This is a genomic window from Pseudomonas sp. KCJK9058, assembly GCF_046230975.1.
Lineage (GTDB): Bacteria > Pseudomonadota > Gammaproteobacteria > Pseudomonadales > Pseudomonadaceae > Aquipseudomonas > Aquipseudomonas alloputida.
Genome location: NZ_JBJJLR010000064.1, coordinates 1 through 23,873, shown reverse-complemented (window position 1 = coordinate 23,873; position 23,873 = coordinate 1). Strand labels below are relative to the sequence as shown.

Genomic DNA, 23,873 nt, shown 5'->3' with positions numbered 1-23,873 from the left:
GGAAAGGCGACACGCGATCATGGGGTAAGCGGCAATCATTACGGAAGCTCGCGCAACAGCGACAACGGTCATGGCACCACCACCTCGGGTGTCGCTCACTCCAAGGACACTCGCGGTTTGGCCAAGTCCACGGCCATCTCTCGAACGACGCCAGGCGATCATAATTCGAAAGGCCTCAGCAACGCTGTCGGGTCTTCTTCAAAAAATGATCGATGATTTGACCGCATCCATGCCGTACCGGCTTTAGCGTGCACGAAAGCCGAGCGTAGGCCGGGCTAAATGAATGGGTCACCCCCACACCCTGCGAGGGCTAAGCTTTCGCAGGGTGTTTTGTTTTGGAGGCCATCATCACGAGCGAGTCAGCACGGGTCGGGATCGATCTCGGTAAACACAGTTGCCACCGGCATGCCCAAGACACGTTGGGCCAAGCGGTGTTTCGCAAGCGGGTAGACGGCACGATCAGCCACACAGCCCAGATTCGCATCCCAAGTACAGGGGGCGCTTAGCTGGCGTAGCAAGTCTCTGATTGGCCAGGCCTGCATTTTGCTGCTGCGCTCTGTGTCGTAGCGGCCATGCTTCAGGTCGTATCTGGATGCGGCCTGAATCTTACCGGTCAGTATAGTCAGCTCCGTCCCTTTGCCGGAGTGCCTTGAATTGGACAATACCCGTGAGCGTTTGATTGATGCCGCGCTGAAGCTGTTTCTGTTGCAAGGTGTATACGTGACGGGGGTAACGGCCATTGCCGCGATGGCGGGTGTTACCAAAATGACGCTCTACAGCCATTTCCCCTCCAAGGATGCGCTGATAGTGGCGTGCCTTGAGGAGCGTGACCGACGCTGGCGTGAAGAGGTAGCGTGCACCTTGGCCAGGCATCCTGAGCCGGTCAGTGGCATGCTCGCTTTTTTCGATCTGTATGAACGCTTTCTTTTAAAAGATAGCGAGCGCGGGTGCCTGTTCGTCAACAGTGCGGCTGAATTCCCCCAGTTTAGCCACCCCGTGCATTTGGCAGTGAGCCGGCATAAGCAAGGGATACGCGAAAACCTTGCTGCCTTGGCCATGAGCGCCGGTATAAACGACCCCGACGCAGTTGCCCAAGGGCTGTTTATCTTGCTGGAGGGCAGTTTTGTCAGCGGCGCGATGGGCCAGGACATGCGGGTATTCGACACTGCCCGACAAATAGCTCATTGCTGGATCCAGAGGCAGGAGCAGGGCGTATGACCCTGGGCTTGTTAGCGGCCATTGCCGCCACCTTTTCCTGGTCACTGCTCTACATCTTTCCGGGGCTGGTCGGTGACTACAGCCTTTTTGACCTGGCAGTGGTGAGCTATGCCTTTGCCGGGTTAGGTAGCCTGCTGGTGCTGTTCGTTTACCGTAGCGCAGTGCGGCAATTGCGACTGATTGACTGGGCCTGTGCCGCACTGCTGGGCTTCTTGGGATACATTGGCTACTTCTTCCTGATCACCACTGCGGTCTTGGCAGCCGGGCCGGTGATCCCTCCGGTGATGATGGGGTCAGTACCGATCGTGCTCGCGATTGCCGGCAACCTGCGCAGTGCCAGCGTGCCCTGGCGCGCCATTGCCGGGCCACTGCTGGTGGCGGGTCTGGGCATCAGCCTGGTCAATCTGAGCGTGTTTGATGCTAGCCGTGCGGCGGCAGTGCTCCCAACCGCATCGTTACTGCTTGGGCTGCTTGCATCGTTGCTGGCAATCGCATTCTGGACCGGTTTTGGTCTATTGAATGAAAGTGCTTTGGCTCGACGCCCAAGCATGTCTCCCATGTTGTGGTCAGCCATGTTGATCTTCATGTGCAGTGTCGAAATGCTGGCGTTCATCCCGGTTGGGCTGTACTTGAAACTGTCTCATTTCGCTAGCCATCCGAGCGGATTGGCAGGTACTCAGGCGCTGATCGTCTGTGGGCTGATTCAGGGGTTAGGGGCCACCCTTGCAGGTGCCTGGGCATGGTCAATCGCAACGCGGCGTCTACCGCTGGCGCTGAGCGGGCAATTGATCGCCAGCGGATCCATTTATGCAACTACGATGGGCCTGCTCATCAACCAACGCTGGCCGTCTCCTATGGAAGCGCTTGGAACAGGCTTGTTGTTCGTAGGGGTGGTGTGGGCTATTCACGCCTTTTACCGCAAGCAAACACGCCTCCAGGCGCATGGCGAGGCATCCAGGGTACGTATCTGATCCCCGGCTCGGTTGCCCGGCCATGCGTCTGGGCTGGCCAAGTTGGCTACGCCCGCTGTCCATGGCTCAGCCTATTTCAGCGGCACGTAGATGTCTGTCTGCCATTGCTCCAGTGGCGTTTCCGGATACACGCTCAGGTAATCAAAGAACAACGGATGATCACGCAGTTCTTCGTTGCTCGATGGCAGCCAGTCACGGTAGAGCGGGTAGATAGTTTCGCCAATGTAGTCAGGCGAACCGGTATGTCGAATCACGGCACAGCGCCCCGCCGGTATTACCCGTTCATGCACCCCGAAATCGTTGGGCTGCACTGCCTCGTCTATCTCGCCGCACACGGCAAAGCGAAAGGCGTGGGCCGGGGTGGTGTCGGGGTTGTCGTAGGGGATACCGAAGGTACGGCTGCTGGCCACAGGCGACTGGCCGCTGTGCATGCGCCATTGGCGAAAACGCGAGACGCTTTCGCTGACCAGGCCGGGCGGCCCTTGGTGTTCGAGCGCGGCCACGCGGGTTTCGGCGAAATTCACGATACGGATCTGCATGGTGATACTCCTGGATCGCTGAGGAACATTGAATACAGCACTCCAGGCCTGCCAGTTCGGCGCCTTGGCGAAAGCGCTCGGCGCCATGCCGAAGGCGCGCTTGAACGCTCTGGCAAAGGCTTCGGGGCTTTCGAAACCGGCGCCGAATGCGGCCTCCAGTATGGGCGTCGCGGGCGAGGCGACCAGTTGATGCGCTGCGCGTCGAAGCCTCATCAGTTGCACATACCGTGAAACCGGAACGCCCATGTAGGCCGTGAACTGCCGATGGAAGTGAAATGCCGAGAAGTTGGCGATGCGGCTCAAGGCAATTACCGACAGATCGCCTTCGAGGTGGCTGTCGATGTAGGCAAGCACGGTTTCGAACCGTTTCATGTAGCTAGGGCTGTGCTGTGAGTCAGTCAACGAACGGAATCTCTGGAAGGTGCGGTAAGCGCTAGCATCCGTTGTTCAGGCACCGAGGTGCCTAGCCGTGATTGCTCTATCGGGCCTGCGCTGGGTGATCAGTCAGGGTTACAGGGTGAGTACCAAGGGGCAGCAGCGTCGACGTAAACATGTTTCTGCTTCCTGGGCAGGAACGGTGTATCAAGCGTTCCCAGTGCTATCGAAATCCAGTCGGCAAACTCACCTTGGGCGCGTGACCAGAACAAGGTCGAGCCGCACTCCGTGCAGAACTCGCGCGTAACCGTCGGTGATGAAGAAAAGGCCTTGATGCTGGTAGCGCCGCGCAGTATTCGCAGCATGCTGCGCGGAATACTGCCGTACGAAGCGAATGCGGCGCCGTGACTTTTGCGGCACTGGCTGCAGTGGCAGTGGGTCACTGCCTTGGGTGGGGTGAGTAGCAGGTAAGAGACTGCTGCACACAAGCAGCTTCCTTGGTATGTCTCTGTCATTGGCGCTTCCGTGCTGGTGGGAAAGCGCCAGCGTAAACACCTTGGCCCGATCAGTCGACCGGCCTGCGGGCCAATGGGCAATCAAACGCTACGTGTCAAGCCGCCATCGACCTTGATGTTCTGCCCAGTGATGTAGGCAGCGCCTTCGCTGGCGAGAAACGCGATGGTGGCGGCGATTTCCTCGCGGGTGCCATAGCGTTTGAGCGGCACGCTGTCGCGGCGCTGTTCGGTGGCCGGCAGGCTGTCGATCCAGCCGGGGAGGACGTTGTTGATCCTCACGTTGTCCCCGGCGAATTGGTCGGCGAAGATTTTGGTGAATGCGGCCAGGCCCGAACGGAACACTGCAGACGTCGGGAACAGCTCACTCGGCTCGAACGCCCAGGCGGTGGAAATGTTGATGATCACCCCCCCTTTCTGGCGCTGCATGTAGGGCGTCACCAGGCGAGTCGGGCGAATGACATTGAGCAGATAGGTGTCCATGCCCTTGTGCCAGTCTTCGTCGCTGATTTCCAGGATTGGCGCGCGCGGACCATGGCCGGCGCTATTGACCAGCACGTCGATGCGCCCCCACTTTTCCACCACGGCATCGACCAGGCGTTTCAGGTCCTCAACCGACTGGTTGCTACCTGTTATACCCACACCGCCAAGCTCGGCAGCCAGCGCTTCGCCCTTGCCCGAGGAGGACAGGATGCCGACCTTGAACCCGTCAGCGGCCAGGCGCCGTGCCGCTGCCGCGCCCATACCACTGCCACCTGCTGTGATGATCGCAACTTTTTCTACTGACATGCTGCCTCCGGAACGTTAATGGCTGAATGCTTAGGTGCACTAAAATTAGCAGCAGTCGTGGCCGCGAGGGAGACAGCTAAACTTCACCAAGGCAGTAGATTAACTATTGCCTGCTTGTTGCTTGAGCCAGCGCTGGACAATGCCTAGCGACTCCGGCTGCTGCAACTTTCGTGGCCATACCAGATAGAACGACTTATCGAGCCTGAGTTGCTGAGCGAAGACCTGGGTCAGCCTGCCCGCGACGAGGTCATCACTGACGAACGCCAGGCTTGCCAACGCAATACCCTGACCACTGATGGCGGCATCGATGGCCAATGAAGTCTGGTTGAACCGCAGGTTTTTGGCAGTCGCTTGCCCGTGTTGCGGGAACAGTTGTGCAAGGAACCGAGGCCAGAAATCATGGGCATCGTGGAGCAGGGTGAACGCTTGAAGCTGCTCGAAGCTGGTGGGGACTTTGCTGGCTTCGAACAACCTTGGGCTGGCCACGGCGACGATACGCTGTTCCATCAACAGCTCGCTGTTCAAACCCGCGCCGATGTCGGGCTTGCCATAGCGGACTGCGAGATCCACGCCGTCGGTATTGAAGTGGGACAGCCGATCTGTGGCCAGTACACGTAAATCGATGTCCGGATGGCTGTGCGCAAAGCGGCCCAGCCGGGGAATGAGCCATTTGGAGGCAAAGGTCGGTGTCACGCTGACCGTCAGATGAGACGCTTGTGGCCGCAGCAGGCGGGTTGCCTCATCGATCATCGCCAAGGCGTTGCGAATGCTGCCGCTGTAGCCCAGCCCCGCATCGGTCAGTGCCAGGCCCCGGGGCAGGCGCTCGAACAAACGAAGGTTCAGGCTCGCTTCCAGCCCGCGTATCTGTTGTGCAACTGCCGCCTGGGTCACCCCCAGCTCGTCGGCGGCCAGGCGAAAGTTCAGGTGGCGGGCAACCACTTCGAACACACGTAGCGCATTGAGTGAGGGCAAATCAGGGAAACCGTTTGGCATGGCGATGGACAGGGGCGGGCTGGAGGATTCACTCACGAGGCTACTCGCCGAGCGCCTGTAAAGAAACCCGCGCCACCGCAGGCAATCCGCCACGCTGCGCAGCAAGCCCTCTGTTGGCGGCTGCACATTTTCATTGTTCAGCTTGACGCGTGAAATTTTTCATGTAAATTTTCATGAAAAATAAGTCTAAAAATTTCACGGCAGTCCGAAACGATGAAGAGACACGAAGAGGTTGAAGCCCTCGCGATCCTTATTCACGACCTGCGCAAATTCAAGAACCTGACCTTGGGTGAACTGGCCGAGCGCATCAACCGCTCGGTGGGTTTCCTCTCCCAGGTCGAACGCGGCGTTTCGCGCCCGACCGTGGCAGACCTCACCGCTATCAGCGAAGCGCTCGGCGTATCAACCGCGTACTTCTACAACCTGAGCAAGCCCCGCAGCATTGGCTGGGTCACGCGCCCTAACGAGCGGCGTACGCTGTACCTGGAGTCGGGCATCACCGACGTGCTGGCTTCGCCGACCATCGCAGGCGCCTTCTCCATGCTCGACAGCCTTCTCGAGCCGGGCGCCACCAGTGGGGAGGCGTACTTGAGCGACCGTTCCGAGCAGGGCTGTTTCGTGCTCGAGGGCGAACTCACGGTGTGGCTGGACCAGGGCGATGCCGTGACCCTGCAAGCCAACGACTGCTTCCAGCTGCAACCCCATGCGCCGTTCCGTTACGCCAACCTGACGGACAGAACCACCCGTGTGCTCTGGGTCTTCAATTGAATTCGTTCACCTCACAAGGATAAGAAGATGAGTGTCATCTTTCCGGACCTGCTGGCTGAAGTGCGCTCGTTCCGAGCAGAACACCCGGCAATTCGCTATGTCGACCTGATTGCGCTGGACATCCCCGGGCACTTCTACGGCAAGCGCTACCCCATGGACATGCTGGAAAAAGTCGCAGCCGGTGCGCCACTGAAGCTGCCGCAGAACTGCGTGCTGCTGGGGACCCAGGGCGGCCTTTACCCGATTGGTGACTATTGCTTCGCCGACGGCGACCCGGATGCCGCCCGGCGCCTGGTGCCGGGTACGCTGAAGCCGGTGCGTTGGGAGAAGGAAGTGATCGCCCAGATGCTGATCACGTCCGACGGCACCGCAAAGCCGATCGAATTCGAGCCCCGTGAAGTGCTGGCGCGTGTGCTTCAGCGTCTGGCCAAGCGTGGCATCCGCCCGGTGGTGGCGTTCGAACTGGAGTTCTACCTGTTCGACCGCAAGCTTGATAACGGCCTGCCACAGTACCCACGTGACACGGCAACCGAGGATGAAGACGATCAGCCGAACATGCACATCGAGCGGTTGTCGCGCTTTTCGTCGGTCCTGCACGAGATGGTCGATGGCGCCAACGAGCAGGGCGTGCCGGCGAACGTCATCACCGCAGAGCTGGGCCCAGGCCAGTTCGAGATCAACTTCTCGCACAGCGACGATGCCCTCAGTGCGGCGGACTGGTCGGCACTGTTCTGCCGCAGTACCCGCGGTATCGCGATGAAGCACGGCTACCGTGCCAGCTTCATGAGCAAGCCCTACCTGGACGCGCCAGGCAGCGGCATGCATGTGCACGTCAGCCTGTACGACGCCGCCGGCAATAACATCCTGGCGGGAAGTGAACAGCGCAAGCTGCGCCATGCGGTGGCAGGCTGCCTGGAGCTGCTGCCGCACTGCATGCCGATCTTTGCCCCCAACCACAATGCCTACCGACGTTATGGCGCCATGGTCAACGCGGCGAGCAAGGCCAGCTGGGGTTTCGAAGACCGTGACGCGTGCATCCGCATCCCCGAGTCCGACCCGCGCAACCTGCGCATCGAGCACCGCCTCGCTGGCGCCGACGCCAACCCGTATCTGGTACTGGCGGCCATTTTGACCGGGATGGAGCATGGTCTGGATCGCGGCGTGGAGCCCATCGCCCCGCTGAACGACAACCGCCAGAGCGGCATCGACTTCCCCAAGGATGCCCTCAGCGCCTTGGCCGCCATGCGTCACCACCCGGTGGTCAACGAAGGCCTGGGCAGCGAGTTCGTGATGGTCTATTGCGAAAACAAATACCAGGAGCAACTGGACTTCATGCACCACATCGATGCCCGCGAATACCGCTGGTTCCTGTAGGTGCCGAGGTTGGAACAGCGACGCTGCACCCTCCCTTTCTACCGTTTCAATACAACGCGCAATATGGATTTGCCGGAGGAAGATATGCCACGTGTGCCCGTGATCGGCATTACCGCATGCACCAGCATGATTGAGCTGCATGCAACCCAGACCATCAGCGAGAAGTACGCGCGCGCGGCAGCCAAGGCGGCGTGTGGGCTGCCCATCGTCATTCCCAGCCTCGGTGAGCTGATGGACAGCGCCGATATTCTTGACGTGGTGGATGGGCTGATCTTCACCGGTTCGCCGTCCAACATCGAGCCGTACCACTACAACGGCCCGGCCAGTGCTGCGGGCACCCATCACGACCCTCTGCGCGATGCCACCACGTTGCCGCTGATGCGCGCCGCCATCGCCGCCGGTGTACCGGTACTCGGCATTTGCCGTGGCTTCCAGGAAATGAACGTGGCGCTGGGTGGCACCCTGCACCAGAAGGTCCACGAGACCGGCATGTTCATGGACCACCGCGAAGGCAAGGATGAGCCCCTCGACAAGCAATATGGGCCGCGCCACACCCTGCATGTAGAGCCTGGCGGCATGCTCGACCGTATGGGCTTGCCGGCAATATTCGACGTCAATTCCATCCACGGCCAAGGCATCGACGTACTGGCCCCCGGGCTGAGGGTGGAAGCGCTGGCGCCCGATGGCCTGGTGGAAGCGATTTCGGTCGAGAACAGCAAGGGTTTTGCCCTGGGTGTGCAATGGCACCCCGAGTTCCAGGTCATGGATAACCCCCATTACCTGGCCATCTTCCAGTCCTTTGGCAAGGCCTGCCGGCACCGCTCGGTACTGCGCCAGAGGCTGTTGCTGTCTGCCTGAGCAGCGGCCTTTCCCACCTGTAAAAAATACCCTCGCAGCGCGGCTGCGCAACTTGATGGAGTGAAGTCAATGAGTGAACAGAATTCGCAGACCCTTGCCTGGCAAACCATGAGCCGCGACCATCACCTGGCCCCGTTCAGCGATGTCAGGCAACTGGCCGAGAAAGGCCCGCGCATCATCACCTCGGCCAAGGGCGTGTACCTGTGGGACAGCGAGGGCAACAAGATTCTCGATGGCATGGCCGGCCTGTGGTGCGTGGCGGTCGGCTATGGTCGCGATGAGCTGGCCGATGTCGCCAGCCAGCAGATGAAGCAGTTGCCTTACTACAACCTGTTCTTCCAGACCGCGCACCCGCCCGCGCTGGAGCTGGCCAAGGCGATCGCCGAGGTGGCCCCGCAAGGCATGAACCACGTGTTCTTCACCGGTTCCGGCTCCGAAGGCAACGACACCGTGCTGCGCATGGTCCGCCATTACTGGGCTCTGAAGGGCCAGAAGAACAAGAAGGTCATCATTGGCCGCATCAACGGCTACCACGGCTCTACCGTGGCGGGCGCCGCCTTGGGCGGCATGAGTGGCATGCACCAGCAGGGCGGGGTGATCCCGGATGTCGTGCACATCCCGCAGCCGTACTGGTTTGGCGAAGGCGGCGACATGACCGAGGCCGACTTCGGTGTGTGGGCGGCCGAGCAACTGGAGAAGAAGATCCTCGAAGTTGGCGTGGACAACGTCGCCGCCTTCATCGCCGAGCCGATCCAGGGCGCCGGTGGCGTGATCATTCCGCCGCAGACCTATTGGCCGAAGATCAAGGAAATCCTGGCCAGGTACGACATCCTCTTCGTCGCCGACGAAGTGATCTGCGGGTTCGGCCGTACCGGTGAGTGGTTCGGCACCGATTATTACGACCTCAAGCCTGACCTGATGACCATCGCCAAGGGCCTGACCTCCGGTTACATCCCCATGGGCGGGGTGATCGTGCGTGACGAGGTGGCCAAGGTGATCAGCGAAGGCGGCGACTTCAACCACGGCTTCACCTATTCCGGCCACCCGGTGGCGGCAGCGGTGGGCCTGGAGAACCTGCGGATCCTGCGTGACGAGCAGATCATCCAGCAGGTGCACGATAAAACCGCGCCTTATCTGCAACAACGCCTGCGCGAACTGGCCGACCACCCGCTGGTAGGCGAAGTGCGCGGCCTGGGCATGCTCGGTGCGATCGAGTTGGTGAAAGACAAGGCCACCCGGGCCCGTTATGAAGGCAAAGGTGTCGGCATGATCTGTCGCCAGCACTGCTTCGACAACGGCCTGATCATGCGCGCTGTAGGCGACACCATGATCATCGCGCCACCGCTGGTGATCAGTATCGAAGAGATCGACGAACTGGTGGAGAAAGCCCGCAAGTGCCTGGACCTGACCTATGAGGCTGTTCGGTAAGGACGGAGGGCCTGGTTAGCTGTTCTCAGCACCTGTGAGATCGAGCGCCGCCTGCGCGGTGCTCGATCGGTGCCGCAATCGTACATTTCACGTCAGGCACCTTCCGCAAAGCATTTTGCTTTGTGAAATGAATCCTGTACTTTTCTGGGCATCCATTTCCCGTCTGAAAGTCGCGATTCAACCATGAAAGTGCACGAAGAAATCGAAGGCCTGGCAGTACTGATTCGCGACCTGCGCAAGTTCAAGGGCCTGACACTGGGCGAGCTGGCACAGCGCATCGGCCGTTCGGTGGGCTTTCTGTCCCAGGTCGAACGCGGCGTGTCACGCCCGACTGTGGCCGATCTCACAGCCATCAGCGAAGAGCTCGGTGTATCCACAGCCTACTTCTACAAGCTGGACAAACCCCGTGAGCTCGACTGGGTCACCCGCCCGCACGAGCGTCGCACGCTGCACCTGGCAGGTGGCATCACCGACGTGCTGGCATCGCCCTCCATAACGGGCGCGTTTTCCATGCTGGATAGCCATTTGCAGCCGGGGGCCAGCAGTGGCGAGGAGTACCTGGACGACAGCTCGGAGCAGGGCTGCTTCGTGCTCGAAGGCGAACTGACCGTATGGTTGGGCGATGCTGACCCGGTCACGCTGTACGCCAATGACAGTTTTCAGTTGCAACCCCACGCCCGTTTTCGGTATGCCAACCTGACCGACAAGCCCACACGCGTGCTTTGGGTGTTCAGCTGAGGGCCGTCGCACAGGCATGCGCTTGTGCCTGGGCTGGCCGGGAAAGTTGGCCTGCAAGCAATGTGCTGGCTGCATGGGGTATCCTTGCACCACGCAATCAACTTCGAAGCAGTGAATGAACAATGGGTTTTGAACAACTAGCTGAGCTACGAGACCGCCTGCGGGCGGAAAAAGGGCAGGTAAAGGCCGAGAGCGCGAAACCGCCCAAGCGCAAGTCGCCCCCGCAGGCGAAGCCGCGTGAGATGGACCCGGCGGTGGCAGCGATCTGGCCACTGCAGAAGCATTTTCCCTTGGCTTTCCCGGTCAACCCGGCCCCCAAGGTGCCGCTCAAGGAGGGCATTTTCAAGGATGCCGAGCAACACCTGGAGCTGCTTGGGTTAACCCGTGAACAGCTCAAGCTGGGCATTTCCACGTGGTGCCGGGGCGCTCGATACTGGGCGAGCATGGTGGAGAATGCTCCGCGCCTTGACTTGAACGGTCAGGCCGCGGGTACTGTGACCGCCGCTCAGGCGCTGCATGCCAAGCAGCAGGCTGCGCGGCAACGCAGCCAGGATCGACGCAATCGAGCGAAGTCAAAGGCCCAGGTCCAGGCCCAGGCTCCGGCCCCCGCCCCCGCCGCCGACACCGCGACGGTGAAGTCTACCGACTGAACTCAGTCGCGTTCTGCCCCGTCGCCATGCTGGATGGCAGCCCATTGCCGGGGCTGCCGTCTGGCAGGCCCGGCAATGGACCAGGTTCGGTTTCGAGGGCCTGGTGCATGCAACGATGGTTTCAAGACCCACCTGATCGGCAAGCCGCGGCAGATGATGCCGGGGCGTAACCACGTTCGTCGGTTTCAGAATGCGCCTGGTCGTTCGTATGCAACCCCTCGGCGCCACAAGTGCCATGCTAGCAGGATGCCCAAGGGTCAGTGCGCGCAGACGTGCGGCCGTGGGCGAGGAGGCCGCCAGTACCACGCAACTGTGACGTGGGCGGTGCGCCGCAGCAGAACACGCCGGAAACCTGCCCCTTAAAAAAAATCAGGCAGGGTCCGTGATGCCGAGGTCCGCTGTATGCCTGATGAATTGCTCCACCTGCCTGTAATCCAGCGCATTCTGGCCCGCGACAAGGACACCCCCGGTGCCCTGTTGCCGATCCTGCATGCCGTCCAGCACGAGCTGGGTTACATCCCCGACGCTTCTGTTCCCGAGATCGCCCATGCCCTCAACCTCAGCCTGGCTGAAGTGCGTGGGGTTATCAGTTTTTATCACGACTTCCGCACCGCGCCGCCCGCTCGCCACACCCTGCGCCTGTGCCGTGCCGAGTCGTGCCAGAGCCGTGGCGCCGAAGCCCTGGCCGCGCAATTGCGTGAACAGTTGGCACTGGACGACCACGGCACCAGCGCCGACGGCGCCATCAGCCTGCGCCCTGTTTATTGCCTGGGTGCCTGTGCCTGCTCGCCAGCGTTGGAGCTGGACGGCCAGGTGCACGCGCGCCTCACCCCTGAGCGCCTGCGGGACTTGGTCAATGGTTGCCGGGAGGACTCAGCATGCTGAAGCTGTATATTCCCTGTGATTCGGTAGCCCGTGCCGTGGGTGCCGATCAGGTTGCCGATGCCCTGCTGCATGAGGCCGAGCGCCGCCAGTTGCCGCTGGACATCCAGCGCACCAGCTCGCGCGGGCTTTACTGGCTGGAGCCGCTGATCGAGTGCGACAGTGCGCAAGGGCGCCTGGGTTTCGGTCCGATTACGCCACACGATGTGCCGTCACTGCTTGATGCCTTGGCGGGCGAACCCGGTGGCCACTCGCTGGCACTGGGGCCGGTCGAAGAAATACCCTATCTCAAGACCCAGCAACGCTTGCTGTTCGCACGCGCGGGCATCACCCGCCCATTGTCACTGGACGACTATCGTGCCCATGGCGGTTTCGCAGGCCTTGAGGCCGCCGTGGCGCTGGACGGTGCCGAAGTGGTTGCCGCAGTACTCGACTCCGGCCTGCGTGGCCGTGGTGGTGCGGCGTTCCCGGCCGGCATCAAGTGGCGCACCGTGCGTGACGCTGGCGCCGGGCAGAAGTACGTGGTGTGCAACGCCGACGAGGGTGACTCGGGCACGTTCGCTGATCGCATGCTGATGGAGGGCGACCCCTTCCTGCTGATCGAGGGCATGATCATTGCCGGCCTTGCCGTGGGGGCCGACAAGGGCTACGTCTATGTGCGCTCGGAGTACCCCGACGCCATCCGGGTACTTGACCAGGCCTTCGCCATCGCGCGTGACGCTGGCTACCTGGGTGCTGACGTAGCCGGCAGCGGCCAGGCGTTCGACCTGGAAGTGCGGGTGGGCGCCGGCGCCTATATTTGCGGCGAAGAAACCGCGCTGCTCGAATCCATCGAAGGCAAGCGTGGCATTGTCCGCGCCAAGCCACCGCTGCCCGCACTCCAAGGGCTGTTCGGCCTGCCGACGCTGGTGCACAACGTGCTTACCCTGGCTTCGGTGCCCATCATTCTGGCCAAGGGGGCAGCGTTCTATCGCGATTTCGGCATGGGCCGCTCGCTGGGCACCATGCCGTTCCAGCTGGCCGGCAACATTCGCCAGGGTGGCCTGGTCGAGCGCGCGTTCGGCCTGACCCTGCGCGAGCTGGTGGAAGGCTATGGCGGTGGCACGGCCAGTGGCCGGCCGCTGAAGGCCGCGCAGGTCGGTGGCCCGCTTGGTGCCTGGGTACCCCCCAGCCATTTCGACACCCCACTGGACTATGAAGCGTTTGCTGCCGTGGGCGCGATGCTCGGCCACGGCGGTGTGGTGGTGGCCGACGATACGTTGAACATGGCCAACATGGCGCGTTTCGCCCTGCAGTTCTGTGCCGAAGAGTCCTGCGGCAAGTGCACCCCGTGCCGCATCGGCTCCACCCGGGGCATGGAAGTGGTCGACCGGTTGATCGCCAGCAGTGACATCACCGAGCGCCATGACCAGGCGCTGTTGCTGCGCGACCTGTGCGACACCCTGCAGTACGGTTCGTTGTGCGCCATGGGCGGTATGACTGCCTATCCGGTGGCCAGCGCGCTCAAGTACTTCCCCGCCGATTTTGGGCTGACCACCACGGAGGCCGCACAGTGATCAATTTCTTCGACCCCGCTTCTGATAAAAGCAGCGACCTCGGCACCCCGGCCCGCGAAAGCGACGTGCAGATCAGCCTGAGCATCGATGGCCGCGCCATCAGCGTGCCTGCTGGCACCTCGGTCATGCGCGCCGCCGCCATGCTGGGCACCAGCATCCCCAAACTGTGCGCCACCGACAGCCTCGAAGCCTTCGGCTCCTGCCGCATGTGCATGGTGGAAATCGAAGGCATGCGCGGCTACCCGGCATCCTGCACCACGCCAGTCAGCGAAGGCATGGTGGTGCGCACCGAAACCCCGCGCCTGGCCGGCCTGCGTCGCAACGTGATGGAGCTGTACATTTCCGACCACCCGCTGGACTGCCTGACCTGTTCGGCCAACGGCAACTGCGAGCTGCAGACCGTCGCCGGCCAGGTGGGCCTGCGTGAGGTGCGCTACGGCTATGACGGCGCCAACCACCTGGACGAGAAAAAAGACGTTTCCAACCCGTATTTCGACTACGAGCCGAGCAAGTGCATCGTCTGCAGCCGCTGTGTGCGCGCCTGCGAGGACATCCAGGGTACGTTCGCCCTGACCATTACCGGGCGCGGTTTCGAATCGCGGGTGGCGGCAGCGGGTGGCGAAAACTTCCTGGCTTCCGAATGCGTGTCGTGCGGCGCCTGCGTGCAGGCCTGTCCGACCGCGACCCTGACGGAAAAGAGCCTGGTGCAGCTTGGCCAGCCTGAGCGTTCGGTCATTACCACCTGCGCCTACTGCGGTGTTGGCTGCTCGTTCCGCGCCGAAATCAAGGGTGACCAACTGGTGCGCATGGTCCCGGACAAGAACGGTGGCGCCAACCACGGCCACGCCTGCGTCAAGGGCCGCTTTGCCTGGGGCTACGCCACCCACCCGGACCGCATCACCAAACCGATGATCCGCAAGCGCCTGGAAGACCCGTGGCAGGAAGTCAGCTGGGACGAGGCCGTGACCTATGCCGCCAGCGAGTTCCGCCGCATCCAGCTCAAATACGGGCGCGACTCCATCGGCGGCATCACCTCCAGCCGTTGTACCAACGAAGAAGCCTACCTGGTGCAAAAACTGGTGCGCACGGCGTTTGGTAACAACAACGTCGACACCTGCGCACGGGTGTGCCATTCGCCCACCGGTTATGGCCTGAAGCAGACCCTGGGTGAGTCAGCCGGCACGCAAAGCTTCGACTCGGTGATGCAGGCCGACGTTGTGCTGGTGATTGGCGCCAACCCCACCGATGCGCACCCGGTGTTCGGCTCGCAACTCAAGCGTCGCCTGCGCCAGGGGGCGCGGCTGATCGTGATCGACCCACGGCGTATCGACCTGGTCGACTCGCCGCACGCCCGCGCCGACCTGCACCTGCAACTGCGCCCGGGCACCAACGTGGCCATGCTCAACGCCCTGGCCCACGTGATCGTTACCGAGGGCCTGCTGGCCCAAAGCTTCATCGATGCCCGCTGCGAAACCGAAGACTTTGCCCGTTGGCGCGACTTCGTCAGCCTGCCAGACAACGCTCCCGAGGTGCTCGGCCCGGTTTGTGGCGTGCCACCTGAGCAGATCCGCGCTGCGGCCCGGCTGTATGCCACCGGCGGCAACGCGGCCATCTACTACGGCCTGGGTGTGACCGAGCACAGCCAAGGCAGCACCGCAGTGATGGGCATCGCCAACCTGGCCATGGCCACTGGCAACATCGGCCGTGAAGGGGTAGGGGTGAACCCGCTGCGCGGGCAGAACAACGTGCAGGGCTCTTGCGACATGGGCTCGTTCCCCCACGAGCTGCCCGGCTACCGGCATGTCTCCAACGAGGGCGTGCGCGCCGAGTTCGAACAGGCATGGGGCGTGACCTTGCAGCCCGACCCGGGTCTGCGCATTCCCAACATGTTCGAGGCGGCGCTGGATGGCAGCTTCAAGGCGCTGTACTGCCAGGGTGAGGACATCGCCCAGAGCGACCCCAACACCCAGCACGTCACCGCGGCCTTGCTGGCCATGGAGTGCGTGGTGGTGCAGGACATTTTCCTCAACGAAACTGCCAAGTTCGCCCATGTGTTCCTGCCGGGCAGTTCGTTCCTGGAAAAGGACGGCACCTTCACCAACGCCGAGCGGCGTATTTCGCGGGTGCGCAAGGTCATGGAGCCGCTGGCCGGCAAGGCCGACTGGGAAGCTACCGTGGCCCTGGCCAACGCTCTGGGCTACCCGATGAACTACCGCCACCCGTCCGAGATCATGGACGAGATCGCCCGCCTGACGCCGACCTTCCGTCGTGTCAGCTACGCGGAAATCGACCGCCATGGCAGCCTGCAGTGGCCGTGCAACGACGCTGCGCCAGACGGCACGCCGACCATGCACATCGACCAGTTCGTGCGTGGCAAGGGCCGCTTCATGCTCACCGGCTACGTGCCCACCGACGAAAAGGTCAACAACCGCTACCCGTTGCTGCTGACTACCGGTCGTATCCTCAGCCAGTACAACGTCGGCGCCCAGACCCGGCGCACTGCCAACGTTGCCTGGCATGATGCCGACCGCCTGGAGATCCACCCGACCGACGCGGAAAGCCGTGGCATCCACGACGGTGACTGGGTCGGCATCGGCAGCCGCGCCGGGCAGACTGTGCTGCGTGCCAAGGTCAGTGCGCGGGTGGCGCCGGGCGTGGTGTACACCACCTTCCACTTCCCGGAGTCGGGTGCCAACGTGATCACCACCGACAACTCCGACTGGGCCACCAACTGCCCCGAGTACAAGGTGACGGCAGTGGAGGTGGTGAAAGTGTTCCAGCCATCGCAATGGCAGAAGCGCTATCAGGACTTCAGTGATGAACAGCAGCGGCTGCTGAAAGAGCGCCGTGCTGCGGAGAAAGCCGAGGTTCGCCGATGAGCAGTGAAAACCTGGTCAAGATGGCCAACCAGATTGCCCATTACTTCGACAGCGAGCCAGACCGGGCGCTGGCGGTGCAAGGGGTGCGGCAGCATCTGAAGAGCTTCTGGACGCCGGCGATGCTCCGGCAATTGGCGGAGTGGAGCGAGGCCCACGCGGGGGAGGGGCTTGACCCGAAGGTGCGGGAGGCGTTGGTCTAGATTCCCGGGCGGCAACGGAACCTTGGGGCGGGTTTGCCTGCGAATGTGGCGTTGAAATCAATGACGCATTCGCGGGTGAACCCGCTCCTACAAGGGGCCTGCATATTGCCTACTCAGCCGCGGGCCAGCTCCGCCAGGTGGGCGATGGCTTCTTCGCTCTTGAGCACCAGCACATCGCCCTCCAGCGCATCCAGCACCACTTCCGAGGTATTGCCAATCAACGCCCCGGAAATCCCCGTGCGGCACACCGTGCCTATCACGGTCACCACTGCATCGAGCTTCTTTTCGGTATGTGGAATCAACACATCCGCTGGCCCTTCGGCCACGTGCAGGCACTCATCGCTGATGCCGTATTCGGCCTGGAACGCCTTGCATGCTTCACGGTAGCGTTTTTCGATCGTATCGCTCAGCTGGTAGGCCGGGTCCGAGGCTGACAGCATCGGCGACGGGTGGGCGCTGATGACATGCAGTTCTCCCTTGGCCAGTTTGGCAATCTCGAAGCCGTGGTCGATGATGCTGGCATGCAGGCGGCGGTGGTCTTCGTCCTGGTTACCCACGTCCACCGCCGCCAAAATCTTGCCCCCGGTCCACGGCCGTTCGCTCTTGACCATCAGCACGGTACCCGGGCATTGGCGCAGCAGCTTCCAGTCGCTGGGGGTGAGCAGGGCCTTTTTCAGCGGGTTGTCCGGGCGGTGTTCCTTGATCACCAGTTCGCAGCCTTCGGCCTGCTGTACATGGATGATGGTGTCGTGCAGGCTGTCGCGCCAGCCCTCTTCATGGGTGACATTGGCGTAGCCGTCATCATGCAACTGGCTGCTCAGCAGGCTGAGCAGCGCACTGTGATCATGCCGCTTGTCACACATCAGCAAGTGCAGGCGTGCGCCCGTGACGCCTGCAATCAGCTTGGCGCGCGTAAGCGCCCGGCTGTGAGCGTGCGCGGGGTCGAGGACGACGAGAATGCTGCGGACGGCTTGCATGGGCGTTAACTCCCTTCGATGATGGCGACCAATGCCTGACTATAGTCGGCGCTTCCCCCGCCAGCGCTTGATGTACATCAAGCATAGTCACTGGCATCGCCAGCCGCCGCCGGTATAATCGCCGGCCCTGCCAGTTCTGTGTGGTTGCACGCTTATGTCCCTGATCCCCGAAATCGACGCCTTTCTTGGCTGCCCGACGCCAGATGCCTGGATCGAAGCGGCGCTCGCCGACCAGGAAACCCTGCTGATCGACCACAAGAACTGCGAGTTCAAGGCCGCCAGCACGGCCTTGAGCCTGATCGCCAAGTACAACACTCACCTTGATCTGATCAACATGATGTCGCGCCTGGCCCGCGAGGAGCTGGTGCATCACGAACAGGTGTTACGCCTCATGAAGCGTCGCGGGGTGCCGTTGCGCCCGGTGTCGGCGGGGCGTTACGCGTCGGGGTTGCGCCGACTGGTGCGCGCCCACGAGCCGGTCAAGCTGGTGGATACACTGGTGGTGGGGGCGTTCATCGAGGCGCGCAGTTGCGAACGTTTTGCCGCGCTGGTGCCGCATCTGGATGAAGAGCTGGGCCGCTTCTACCACGGGCTGCTGAAAAGCGAAGCGCGCCACTACCAGGGCTACCTGAAACTGGCGCACAACTACGGTGATGAGGCGGACATCGCCCGCCGTGTCGAGCTGGTACGCGCTGCGGAAATGGAGCTGATCCAGTCGCCAGACCAGGAACTGCGCTTCCACAGCGGCATCCCGCAGGCTTTGGCCGCCTGATGGGCACCAGGCGGCGCAGGCCTTAACTGCGCCGACCCAGTAGCAGGCCTACCGCCAACCCGAGGCCGGCGGAAATGGCCACGGTCTGCCAGGGGTGGCCGCCGATGTAGTCTTGAGTGGCGTCCACCACCGGTTGTGCCTTGCTGCGCACGTTGCTCGCCGCCTGGCGTGCCTGGCGCAGCTTCAGGCTCACCTGGGCGCGCAACGTCTCTGCTTCTTCGCCGACCAGTGCGGCACTGTCGTTCAGCAGTTTTTCCGATTCTTCTATCAGCGATTGCAGTTCGCTGAATACCTGGTCCTTGATCTGATCGCTGTCCGCCAGCGTGGCGTTTTTCCGGGCCATGAACTCGTCCTCGTCAATGGGGGTGATGTGAACAATGGATGCCGCCACGTCGGGAAAGTTGCGGCGGCTTTCCGGTGATGCTGTGCCTGGGTGTAAGATAGCGGCCATTTTCAAACCTGCAGGTACCTTCATGAGTTTCAATCTGGCCAACATGAGCTTCGAGGAACGGGCGCAGATCGAGGCAGAGAAGGCCCGGTTGTTCGAGATGTGGCAGAACAACCTGGGCAAAGCCAAGGGCGAAGCCGCCCGGCTGATTGCCGAAAAGCCACGGCGCAAGGGCAAATGGGCCGAGTGGGTGCGCGCCGAACTGGACGGCATGACGCCGCCTGAATACGCCAGCATGGTGCGCAGCGAAGTCAACAAGCTGATGGCCGCAGCCAGCGCCAACCGCTGAGCACACCCGACCGGAGCTTGTTTATCAGTAGGTGCCCTTGGGCAGGTCCAGCTTGCCTTCATCGGTAAAGCGCACGGTCCCCAGCGGCCCGCCGGCCAGTTTGCCGCGCAGCTTGTAGGGTAGACCCTGCAGCGAATCTACCTTGCCCAGCCCATAGGCCTGGCGCAGGAAGGAAAACGCCGTGATGCTTACCGGCACCACGATCACCGCTTCGTCGTAGCGGCCAATGTGCCCCTGCTGGTCACTGACACCAGCGGCCAGCGGCTGGCCGTTCACTTCTAGGTTCAAGGCGATGCCGTTGTAATCGATCGGTGCCTCATTGGGGTTTTGCACCCGCATTTTCACCGCCATGCGCAGTTCCAGCTCCTGCCCGGGCAGTGGTTCGATGCCGATCACGCTGATGTTCACCGGGTCGCGTGGCTGGAACAGCGCACAGGCCGCGAGGCCAAAGGCCAACAGCAGGACCAGGAACAGGCGGGTGTAGCGGTACAGACGGGCAGTCATGGGCTGTGACCTTGCCGGAGTGGAGCTGGCAGTGTGGCAAATGTGCGTCGACGTTGAAAGTATCGGTTCATATGAAAGATACTGTTTCTCATTAACGCCCGATAACCTCTCTTACTGGCTGTTCCCCAATCATGCTGACTTCACCCATGTCGGGCCTGCTGGCAAGCTTCCAGGAGCACTACGACGACCTGCTGCAGTTTCTGACGCGGCGCATGAGCGACCGTCAGCGCGCGGCCGATGTGGCGCAGGAAACCTACCTGAAGCTGGTGAACATCGACGAGCAGGCGGTGCCGGTGGTGCACGCGCGCAGTTTCATCTTCCGTGTGGCCGGCAACCTGGCGATTGACGCCTTGCGCCGTGAGCAACGCATCGCCGCCAGCCACGACGACAGCGACAGAGCCTGTGAGGTGGCCTGCCCGGCGCCCGCCCCTGAGGCGGCGTTGCTGGCCCGCGAGCGCTTGCAGATTCTTGACCAGGCCCTGTTGCAGTTGCCCGACAATGCCCGCCAGGCGCTGTTGCTCAACCGTGTCGAGGGCCTGACCCAGAAGCAGGTCGCTCAACGCCTGGGGGTTTCCGAGAGCATGGTGGCAAAGTATATCGGCCAGGCCTTGCGCCATTGCCGCGTCCGGCTGAAGCAGGCGGGTGTGGCGGCATCGGTGGTGTTGCTGGTCGCCGCCGTGGCGGGTTGGCAGCAAGCCCCGATGCTGCTGGCCGATTACCACACCGCCGTGGGCGAGCGGCAGGTCATTACCCTGGCAGATGGCACACGGGTGACGCTGAACAGCGCCAGTGCCTTGAGCGTGGCGTTCAGCGAGCATGAGCGGCGTGTGGTACTCGATGCGGGTGAGGCGCTGTTCGAGACCGCCGATGATTCACGTCCGTTCGTGGTCGAAACGGCCGGTGCGCGGGTGCAGGGCAATGCCGCCACCTTCAGCGTGCACCGCGATGGCCACGTCGTGTTGGCACGCGGTGAAGCCAAGGTGGGTGAACATGAACTGGCGGTGGCGGCCGATGCCGGCACGCAGATGGCCTGGCAGCGTGGCAAGCTGATCTTCAACGGCAAGCCGCTGGGGCAGGTGCTGACGGAGCTTGAGCGATACCGGCATGGGCGCATTGTGTTGTCCGACAGCAAGCTGGCTGCGATGGAAGTGAGCGGGGTGTTTGACCTGGATGAGCCTGAGGCCCTGTTGCGGACGTTGGAGCAGCGGTATGGCCTGAAGGTGACCTACCTGCCATGGTTGGCCGTGGTGCATTGATCAGCCTGTGCCGGCCTCTCAACGGGCAAGCCCGTTCCTGCACAGGTCGCACAACTTTCAGGCGGACGCAGTCGTTGCAGGAGCGGGCTTGCCCGCGAAGAGGCCGGACAGAAACAAAAATATTTTCCATTTGCCACTGCAAGTTCCTGCAAGCCAGATCGTCGTAGTGAGACTGATCAGCAACCCATTCTCATTTACGACTTGTCAGGAAGCTCCTTCGTGCCTCTGATGCTCAAGCCCTTGCACCGCCGTCGCGGTCCTTTTCACCATGCCTTGATGTCTTGCAGTGCCATGGCCCTGTTGCTCGGCCCCCTGCACGCAGGGGCCGCGACGACTGCCGAACAGACCCAGATGCAAGCTCGCCAGGTCCAGCTCGACCTGCCAGCCCAGCCGCTGGACCAGGCGCTGACCACCTTCGCCGACCAGGCCGGCCTGCACCTGCTGTACACCACAGGCGATGTCGCCGGCCAGGTCAGCCCGGCGTTGCAGGGCAACTACAGTGTCGAGCAGGCCCTGCAGCAGTTGCTGGCCGGCAGCGGCATGAGCTGGCAGTTCAGCGAGGCTCGCACCGTCACCCTGCGCAAGGCCGAGGCCGCGCCGCAGGCGGTCAACCTGAAGCCGATCGAAGTCAGCGTAGCGTCGCGCACCAGCACTGCCATCAGCGAAATCCCTGGGACCGTCTGGGTGGTCGACCAGCAGCAATTGCGCGAGCAGATCGACAGCGGCGTCAGCCTGAAGGAAGCCATCGGCAAGCTGGTACCGGGCCTTGACCTGGCGCCGGAAGGGCGCACCAATTACGGCCAGAACATGCGTGGGCGCAACGTGCTGGTGATGATCGACGGGGTCAGTCAGAACAGCTCCCGCGGCCTGTCGCGCCAATTCGACAGCATTTCGCCATTCAACGTCGAGCGCGTCGAAGTGCTGTCTGGCGCCAGCGCCATCTACGGCGGTGGCGCCACTGGCGGCATCATCAACATCGTGACCAAAAAGGGCGAGCCTGGCCCGGCGCGCTTCGAGACCCAGTTGGGGGCCAGCAGCGGTTTCAACAACAGCGACGACCTGGCCACCCGTTTCGCCCAGTCGGTCAGCGGCGGCAACGAACGGGTCAATGCCCGGTTGGGCGTTTCCGGTGAGCAGAACGAAGCCTTCTACGATGGTGCTGGCGACCAGATCTTCATCGACAACACCCAGACCGACCTGCAGTACAACCGCACCATCGACGTACTCGGTACCTTGGGCCTGCAGCTGAACGACCAGCAGAGCCTCGACCTGTTGGCCCAGTACTACGACTCGGGCAACCACGGCAGCACGGGTATCTACTTCCCCAACCTGAACTACAACGCGCCATCCGACCTGGAAGACGCCGAGCTGCGCAGCGGTTATTCATCGGACCTGGAGCCGCGTACGCGGCGCTTGCTGCTCAACGCCAATTACCACCACACCGACGTGCTGGGCCAGGACTTCTACCTGCAGGCCTCGTACCGCAAGGAAGACGACAACTTCTACCCGTTCCCGTACTACAACCGTGCCACGCCCACCGGCTCGCGCGGGGTGTACTTTGCCGCCTCGCAGCAAAACTTCGAAGTCACCAGCCTCAAGGGCCTGTTTGCCAAACAGTGGGATACGCTGAAGCTGACCTACGGCGTTGACCTGGACCGCGAGCGCTTCAACGCCGAGCAGACCACCTTCAACGCCCAGACCTCGTCCGAGTCGGGTGGCCTGGAGCTGGAAAAAGACAGCAAGGCCGCACGCTACCCCAGCTACCGGGTGGATGGTGTGTCGGTGTATGCCCAGCTGGACTGGCATGCCACCGACAACCTGACATTGTCCGGTGGTGCCCGGCGGCAGCAGATGGACGTGGATGTCAGCGACTTCAAGGGCGTGCCGGGCGGCAGTAACGACTATCAGGTCAACCTGTTCAACGTCGGTGCCATCTACGACTTCAAGAACGGCCACCAGGTGTGGAGCAACTATGGCGAAGGCTTCGACCTGCCTGACCCGGCCAAGTACTACGGCAAGCCGGGCCTGAGCGTGGCCGATAACCCGTTGGCCGGTATCAAGAGCCGCCAGGTGGAAGTGGGCTGGCGCTATGCCGACCTGGATTGGGATGCACAGGCAGCGCTGTACTACATCTGGTCGGACAAGATCATCAACGTCGATTCGCAAACGCTGACCATCGACGTGGAAGAACAGAAAAGCCGCGACTTTGGCTTTGAAGGTGCACTGACCCGGCACTTCCAGACCGGCTGGGAAACCGGCGGCACATTGCACATGACACGCTCCGAGGAAGAGGCCGAGGATGGCGGCTGGATCAAGCGCGATGCCCGTTATGCCTCGTTGTCCAAGGCCACCGAGTTCGTCGGCTGGAAAGGCGATGGCCGCAGTGTACGGTTGCAGGCCAACCATGCCTTCAGCCTGAAGGACGATGCCGATCACGAGATTGACGGTTACACCACCTTCGACCTGCTGGGCAGCCAGGACACCGGTTTCGGCACCGTCAGTGCCGGTATCCAGAACCTGCTGGACAAGCAGTACAGCACGGTATGGGGACAGCGTGCGACGTTGTTCTATTCGCCGACCTACGGGCCGGCGTATCTGTATGACTACCAGGGGCGCGGGCGGACCTACACCCTGACCTGGAGCATGGCTTACTGATTGTGGTTGCCTGAACCGGCCCTTTCGCGGGTGAACCCGCTCCTACGACGACGGCCTGTGCCCAGCCACCGACAGGTGTCCATCACCGATCCGATGTAGGCGCGGGTTTACCCGCGAATACGGTAGCGGCGGCAACGGTGAACGGCGGGTGTAAATTGGCCAGCAGGCCCGGCCCCTTCGCGGGTAAACCCGCTCCTACACGACGGTGCCTGTGCCCAGCCACCGATGCGTGTCCACCCTCA

At 62.3% G+C, this 23,873-nt stretch carries 23 protein-coding genes and 1 pseudogene; 17 read left to right on the top strand and 7 right to left on the bottom strand.

What is annotated here, in order from left to right; translation table 11 throughout:
• The 3 genes and pseudogenes from ACK59Z_RS23740 to ACK59Z_RS23730 all read left to right on the top strand — a co-directional run.
• Positions 1–216 (top strand): annotated as a pseudogene (locus ACK59Z_RS23740) (hypothetical protein); the annotation flags it as partial.
• Positions 217–654: 438 nt separating this feature from the next.
• Entirely contained in the window at positions 655–1,218 is a 564-nt protein-coding gene (locus ACK59Z_RS23735; RefSeq protein ID WP_003248835.1) for a TetR/AcrR family transcriptional regulator, read from the top strand.
• Positions 1,215–2,189: a DMT family transporter gene (locus ACK59Z_RS23730; protein ID WP_003248839.1), complete on the top strand. Its 975-nt coding sequence runs from the start codon at positions 1,215–1,217 to the stop codon at positions 2,187–2,189. The genes ACK59Z_RS23735 and ACK59Z_RS23730 overlap by 4 nt, the downstream gene beginning before the upstream one ends.
• Before the next feature lie 71 nt (positions 2,190–2,260).
• Here ACK59Z_RS23730 and ACK59Z_RS23725 read toward each other — a convergent pair whose 3' ends face one another.
• The 4 genes from ACK59Z_RS23725 to ACK59Z_RS23710 all read right to left on the bottom strand — a co-directional run bounded on the left by ACK59Z_RS23725 (position 2,261) and on the right by ACK59Z_RS23710 (position 5,397).
• Entirely contained in the window at positions 2,261–3,100 is an 840-nt protein-coding gene (locus tag ACK59Z_RS23725; protein ID WP_409293761.1) for a GyrI-like domain-containing protein, read from the bottom strand.
• Positions 3,101–3,228: 128 nt separating this feature from the next.
• Positions 3,229–3,618, bottom strand: a complete 390-nt coding sequence (locus tag ACK59Z_RS23720) for a GFA family protein (RefSeq protein ID WP_108192052.1) — start codon at positions 3,616–3,618, stop codon at positions 3,229–3,231.
• Positions 3,619–3,699: 81 nt separating this feature from the next.
• Positions 3,700–4,404: an SDR family oxidoreductase gene (locus tag ACK59Z_RS23715; RefSeq protein WP_108192051.1), complete on the bottom strand. Its 705-nt coding sequence runs from the start codon at positions 4,402–4,404 to the stop codon at positions 3,700–3,702.
• Positions 4,405–4,503: 99 nt separating this feature from the next.
• Positions 4,504–5,397 (bottom strand): LysR substrate-binding domain-containing protein, encoded by an 894-nt coding sequence (locus tag ACK59Z_RS23710; RefSeq protein WP_088513735.1) that lies wholly within the window; start codon positions 5,395–5,397, stop codon positions 4,504–4,506.
• 213 nt (positions 5,398–5,610) lie between these two features.
• Between ACK59Z_RS23710 and ACK59Z_RS23705 the strand changes: the two genes are divergently transcribed.
• The 10 genes from ACK59Z_RS23705 to ACK59Z_RS23660 all read left to right on the top strand — a co-directional run bounded on the left by ACK59Z_RS23705 (position 5,611) and on the right by ACK59Z_RS23660 (position 16,730).
• Positions 5,611–6,165, top strand: a complete 555-nt coding sequence (locus ACK59Z_RS23705) for a helix-turn-helix domain-containing protein (RefSeq protein ID WP_003248847.1) — start codon at positions 5,611–5,613, stop codon at positions 6,163–6,165.
• A 27-nt stretch (positions 6,166–6,192) separates the two neighbouring features.
• Complete coding sequence (locus ACK59Z_RS23700; protein WP_003248849.1) at positions 6,193–7,539, top strand: glutamine synthetase family protein; 1,347 nt, start codon at positions 6,193–6,195, stop codon at positions 7,537–7,539.
• Positions 7,540–7,623: 84 nt separating this feature from the next.
• Entirely contained in the window at positions 7,624–8,397 is a 774-nt protein-coding gene (locus tag ACK59Z_RS23695; RefSeq protein ID WP_012053133.1) for a gamma-glutamyl-gamma-aminobutyrate hydrolase family protein, read from the top strand.
• A 69-nt stretch (positions 8,398–8,466) separates the two neighbouring features.
• On the top strand, positions 8,467–9,825 hold the full coding sequence (locus tag ACK59Z_RS23690; RefSeq protein WP_003248853.1) for an aspartate aminotransferase family protein: 1,359 nt from the start codon (positions 8,467–8,469) through the stop codon (positions 9,823–9,825).
• Between the two features lie 183 nt (positions 9,826–10,008).
• Positions 10,009–10,563, top strand: coding sequence for a helix-turn-helix domain-containing protein (locus ACK59Z_RS23685; protein WP_003248854.1), 555 nt, complete (start codon positions 10,009–10,011; stop codon positions 10,561–10,563).
• Between the two features lie 122 nt (positions 10,564–10,685).
• Positions 10,686–11,213, top strand: a complete 528-nt coding sequence (locus ACK59Z_RS23680; protein ID WP_100774142.1) for a ProQ/FinO family protein — start codon at positions 10,686–10,688, stop codon at positions 11,211–11,213.
• 402 nt (positions 11,214–11,615) lie between these two features.
• On the top strand, positions 11,616–12,098 hold the full coding sequence (locus ACK59Z_RS23675) for a formate dehydrogenase subunit gamma (protein ID WP_003248859.1): 483 nt from the start codon (positions 11,616–11,618) through the stop codon (positions 12,096–12,098).
• Positions 12,092–13,651, top strand: a complete 1,560-nt coding sequence (locus ACK59Z_RS23670) for a formate dehydrogenase beta subunit (protein ID WP_409293757.1) — start codon at positions 12,092–12,094, stop codon at positions 13,649–13,651. The genes ACK59Z_RS23675 and ACK59Z_RS23670 overlap by 7 nt, the downstream gene beginning before the upstream one ends.
• Positions 13,648–16,530: a formate dehydrogenase subunit alpha gene (gene fdhF, locus ACK59Z_RS23665; protein ID WP_409293755.1), complete on the top strand. Its 2,883-nt coding sequence runs from the start codon at positions 13,648–13,650 to the stop codon at positions 16,528–16,530. The genes ACK59Z_RS23670 and fdhF overlap by 4 nt, the downstream gene beginning before the upstream one ends.
• The gene (locus ACK59Z_RS23660; RefSeq protein ID WP_003248864.1) at positions 16,527–16,730 is read left to right on the top strand and encodes a formate dehydrogenase subunit delta; all 204 of its coding nucleotides are present in this window, start codon (positions 16,527–16,529) and stop codon (positions 16,728–16,730) included. Before fdhF ends, ACK59Z_RS23660 begins: the two co-directional genes overlap by 4 nt.
• 113 nt (positions 16,731–16,843) lie before the next feature.
• On the opposite strand, the gene ACK59Z_RS23655 is transcribed toward ACK59Z_RS23660, so the two are convergent.
• The gene (locus tag ACK59Z_RS23655) at positions 16,844–17,707 is read right to left on the bottom strand and encodes a universal stress protein (protein ID WP_004576762.1); all 864 of its coding nucleotides are present in this window, start codon (positions 17,705–17,707) and stop codon (positions 16,844–16,846) included.
• Between the two features lie 154 nt (positions 17,708–17,861).
• Here ACK59Z_RS23655 and ACK59Z_RS23650 point away from each other — a divergent pair, with 154 nt between their 5' ends.
• A complete protein-coding gene (locus ACK59Z_RS23650) occupies positions 17,862–18,479 on the top strand; it encodes a tRNA-(ms[2]io[6]A)-hydroxylase (RefSeq protein ID WP_003248869.1) in 618 nt (205 codons plus the stop codon).
• A gap of 22 nt (positions 18,480–18,501) precedes the next feature.
• Here the strand turns inward: ACK59Z_RS23650 and ACK59Z_RS23645 are convergent, their stop codons facing one another.
• A complete protein-coding gene (locus tag ACK59Z_RS23645) occupies positions 18,502–18,822 on the bottom strand; it encodes a YqjD family protein (RefSeq protein ID WP_003248878.1) in 321 nt (106 codons plus the stop codon).
• A 130-nt stretch (positions 18,823–18,952) separates the two neighbouring features.
• Here ACK59Z_RS23645 and ACK59Z_RS23640 point away from each other — a divergent pair, with 130 nt between their 5' ends.
• Complete coding sequence (locus tag ACK59Z_RS23640; protein WP_003248880.1) at positions 18,953–19,216, top strand: hypothetical protein; 264 nt, start codon at positions 18,953–18,955, stop codon at positions 19,214–19,216.
• 24 nt (positions 19,217–19,240) lie between these two features.
• Here ACK59Z_RS23640 and ACK59Z_RS23635 read toward each other — a convergent pair whose 3' ends face one another.
• Positions 19,241–19,720 carry an LEA type 2 family protein gene (locus tag ACK59Z_RS23635; RefSeq protein ID WP_003248889.1) on the bottom strand — a complete coding sequence of 160 codons (480 nt, stop codon included), beginning with the start codon at positions 19,718–19,720 and terminating at the stop codon, positions 19,241–19,243.
• 131 nt (positions 19,721–19,851) lie between these two features.
• On the opposite strand from ACK59Z_RS23635, the gene ACK59Z_RS23630 reads away from it, so the two are divergent.
• Positions 19,852–20,976, top strand: coding sequence for a sigma-70 family RNA polymerase sigma factor (locus ACK59Z_RS23630; protein ID WP_108190969.1), 1,125 nt, complete (start codon positions 19,852–19,854; stop codon positions 20,974–20,976).
• A 228-nt stretch (positions 20,977–21,204) separates the two neighbouring features.
• Entirely contained in the window at positions 21,205–23,631 is a 2,427-nt protein-coding gene (locus ACK59Z_RS23625) for a TonB-dependent receptor (protein WP_409293763.1), read from the top strand.
• Positions 23,632–23,873 lie beyond the last annotated feature (242 nt).

What these genes read in the sequence shown, in the direction of transcription:
- ACK59Z_RS23645 (WP_003248878.1), bottom strand. Translation starts at nt 18,822, where the DNA reads ATGGCCCGGAAAAACGCCACGCTGGCGGACAGCGATCAGATCAAGGAC.
- ACK59Z_RS23630 (WP_108190969.1), top strand. Translation starts at nt 19,852, where the DNA reads ATGCTGACTTCACCCATGTCGGGCCTGCTGGCAAGCTTCCAGGAGCAC.
- ACK59Z_RS23725 (WP_409293761.1), bottom strand. Translation starts at nt 3,100, where the DNA reads ATGAAACGGTTCGAAACCGTGCTTGCCTACATCGACAGCCACCTCGAA.
- ACK59Z_RS23730 (WP_003248839.1), top strand. Translation starts at nt 1,215, where the DNA reads ATGACCCTGGGCTTGTTAGCGGCCATTGCCGCCACCTTTTCCTGGTCA.
- ACK59Z_RS23690 (WP_003248853.1), top strand. Translation starts at nt 8,467, where the DNA reads ATGAGTGAACAGAATTCGCAGACCCTTGCCTGGCAAACCATGAGCCGC.
- ACK59Z_RS23625 (WP_409293763.1), top strand. Translation starts at nt 21,205, where the DNA reads ATGCTCAAGCCCTTGCACCGCCGTCGCGGTCCTTTTCACCATGCCTTG.
- ACK59Z_RS23650 (WP_003248869.1), top strand. Translation starts at nt 17,862, where the DNA reads ATGTCCCTGATCCCCGAAATCGACGCCTTTCTTGGCTGCCCGACGCCA.
- ACK59Z_RS23705 (WP_003248847.1), top strand. Translation starts at nt 5,611, where the DNA reads ATGAAGAGACACGAAGAGGTTGAAGCCCTCGCGATCCTTATTCACGAC.
- ACK59Z_RS23675 (WP_003248859.1), top strand. Translation starts at nt 11,616, where the DNA reads ATGCCTGATGAATTGCTCCACCTGCCTGTAATCCAGCGCATTCTGGCC.
- ACK59Z_RS23700 (WP_003248849.1), top strand. Translation starts at nt 6,193, where the DNA reads ATGAGTGTCATCTTTCCGGACCTGCTGGCTGAAGTGCGCTCGTTCCGA.
- ACK59Z_RS23720 (WP_108192052.1), bottom strand. Translation starts at nt 3,618, where the DNA reads ATGACAGAGACATACCAAGGAAGCTGCTTGTGTGCAGCAGTCTCTTAC.
- ACK59Z_RS23660 (WP_003248864.1), top strand. Translation starts at nt 16,527, where the DNA reads ATGAGCAGTGAAAACCTGGTCAAGATGGCCAACCAGATTGCCCATTAC.
- ACK59Z_RS23635 (WP_003248889.1), bottom strand. Translation starts at nt 19,720, where the DNA reads ATGACTGCCCGTCTGTACCGCTACACCCGCCTGTTCCTGGTCCTGCTG.
- ACK59Z_RS23695 (WP_012053133.1), top strand. Translation starts at nt 7,624, where the DNA reads ATGCCACGTGTGCCCGTGATCGGCATTACCGCATGCACCAGCATGATT.
- ACK59Z_RS23715 (WP_108192051.1), bottom strand. Translation starts at nt 4,404, where the DNA reads ATGTCAGTAGAAAAAGTTGCGATCATCACAGCAGGTGGCAGTGGTATG.
- ACK59Z_RS23640 (WP_003248880.1), top strand. Translation starts at nt 18,953, where the DNA reads ATGAGTTTCAATCTGGCCAACATGAGCTTCGAGGAACGGGCGCAGATC.
- ACK59Z_RS23685 (WP_003248854.1), top strand. Translation starts at nt 10,009, where the DNA reads ATGAAAGTGCACGAAGAAATCGAAGGCCTGGCAGTACTGATTCGCGAC.
- ACK59Z_RS23680 (WP_100774142.1), top strand. Translation starts at nt 10,686, where the DNA reads ATGGGTTTTGAACAACTAGCTGAGCTACGAGACCGCCTGCGGGCGGAA.
- ACK59Z_RS23710 (WP_088513735.1), bottom strand. Translation starts at nt 5,397, where the DNA reads ATGCCAAACGGTTTCCCTGATTTGCCCTCACTCAATGCGCTACGTGTG.
- ACK59Z_RS23655 (WP_004576762.1), bottom strand. Translation starts at nt 17,707, where the DNA reads ATGCAAGCCGTCCGCAGCATTCTCGTCGTCCTCGACCCCGCGCACGCT.
- ACK59Z_RS23670 (WP_409293757.1), top strand. Translation starts at nt 12,092, where the DNA reads ATGCTGAAGCTGTATATTCCCTGTGATTCGGTAGCCCGTGCCGTGGGT.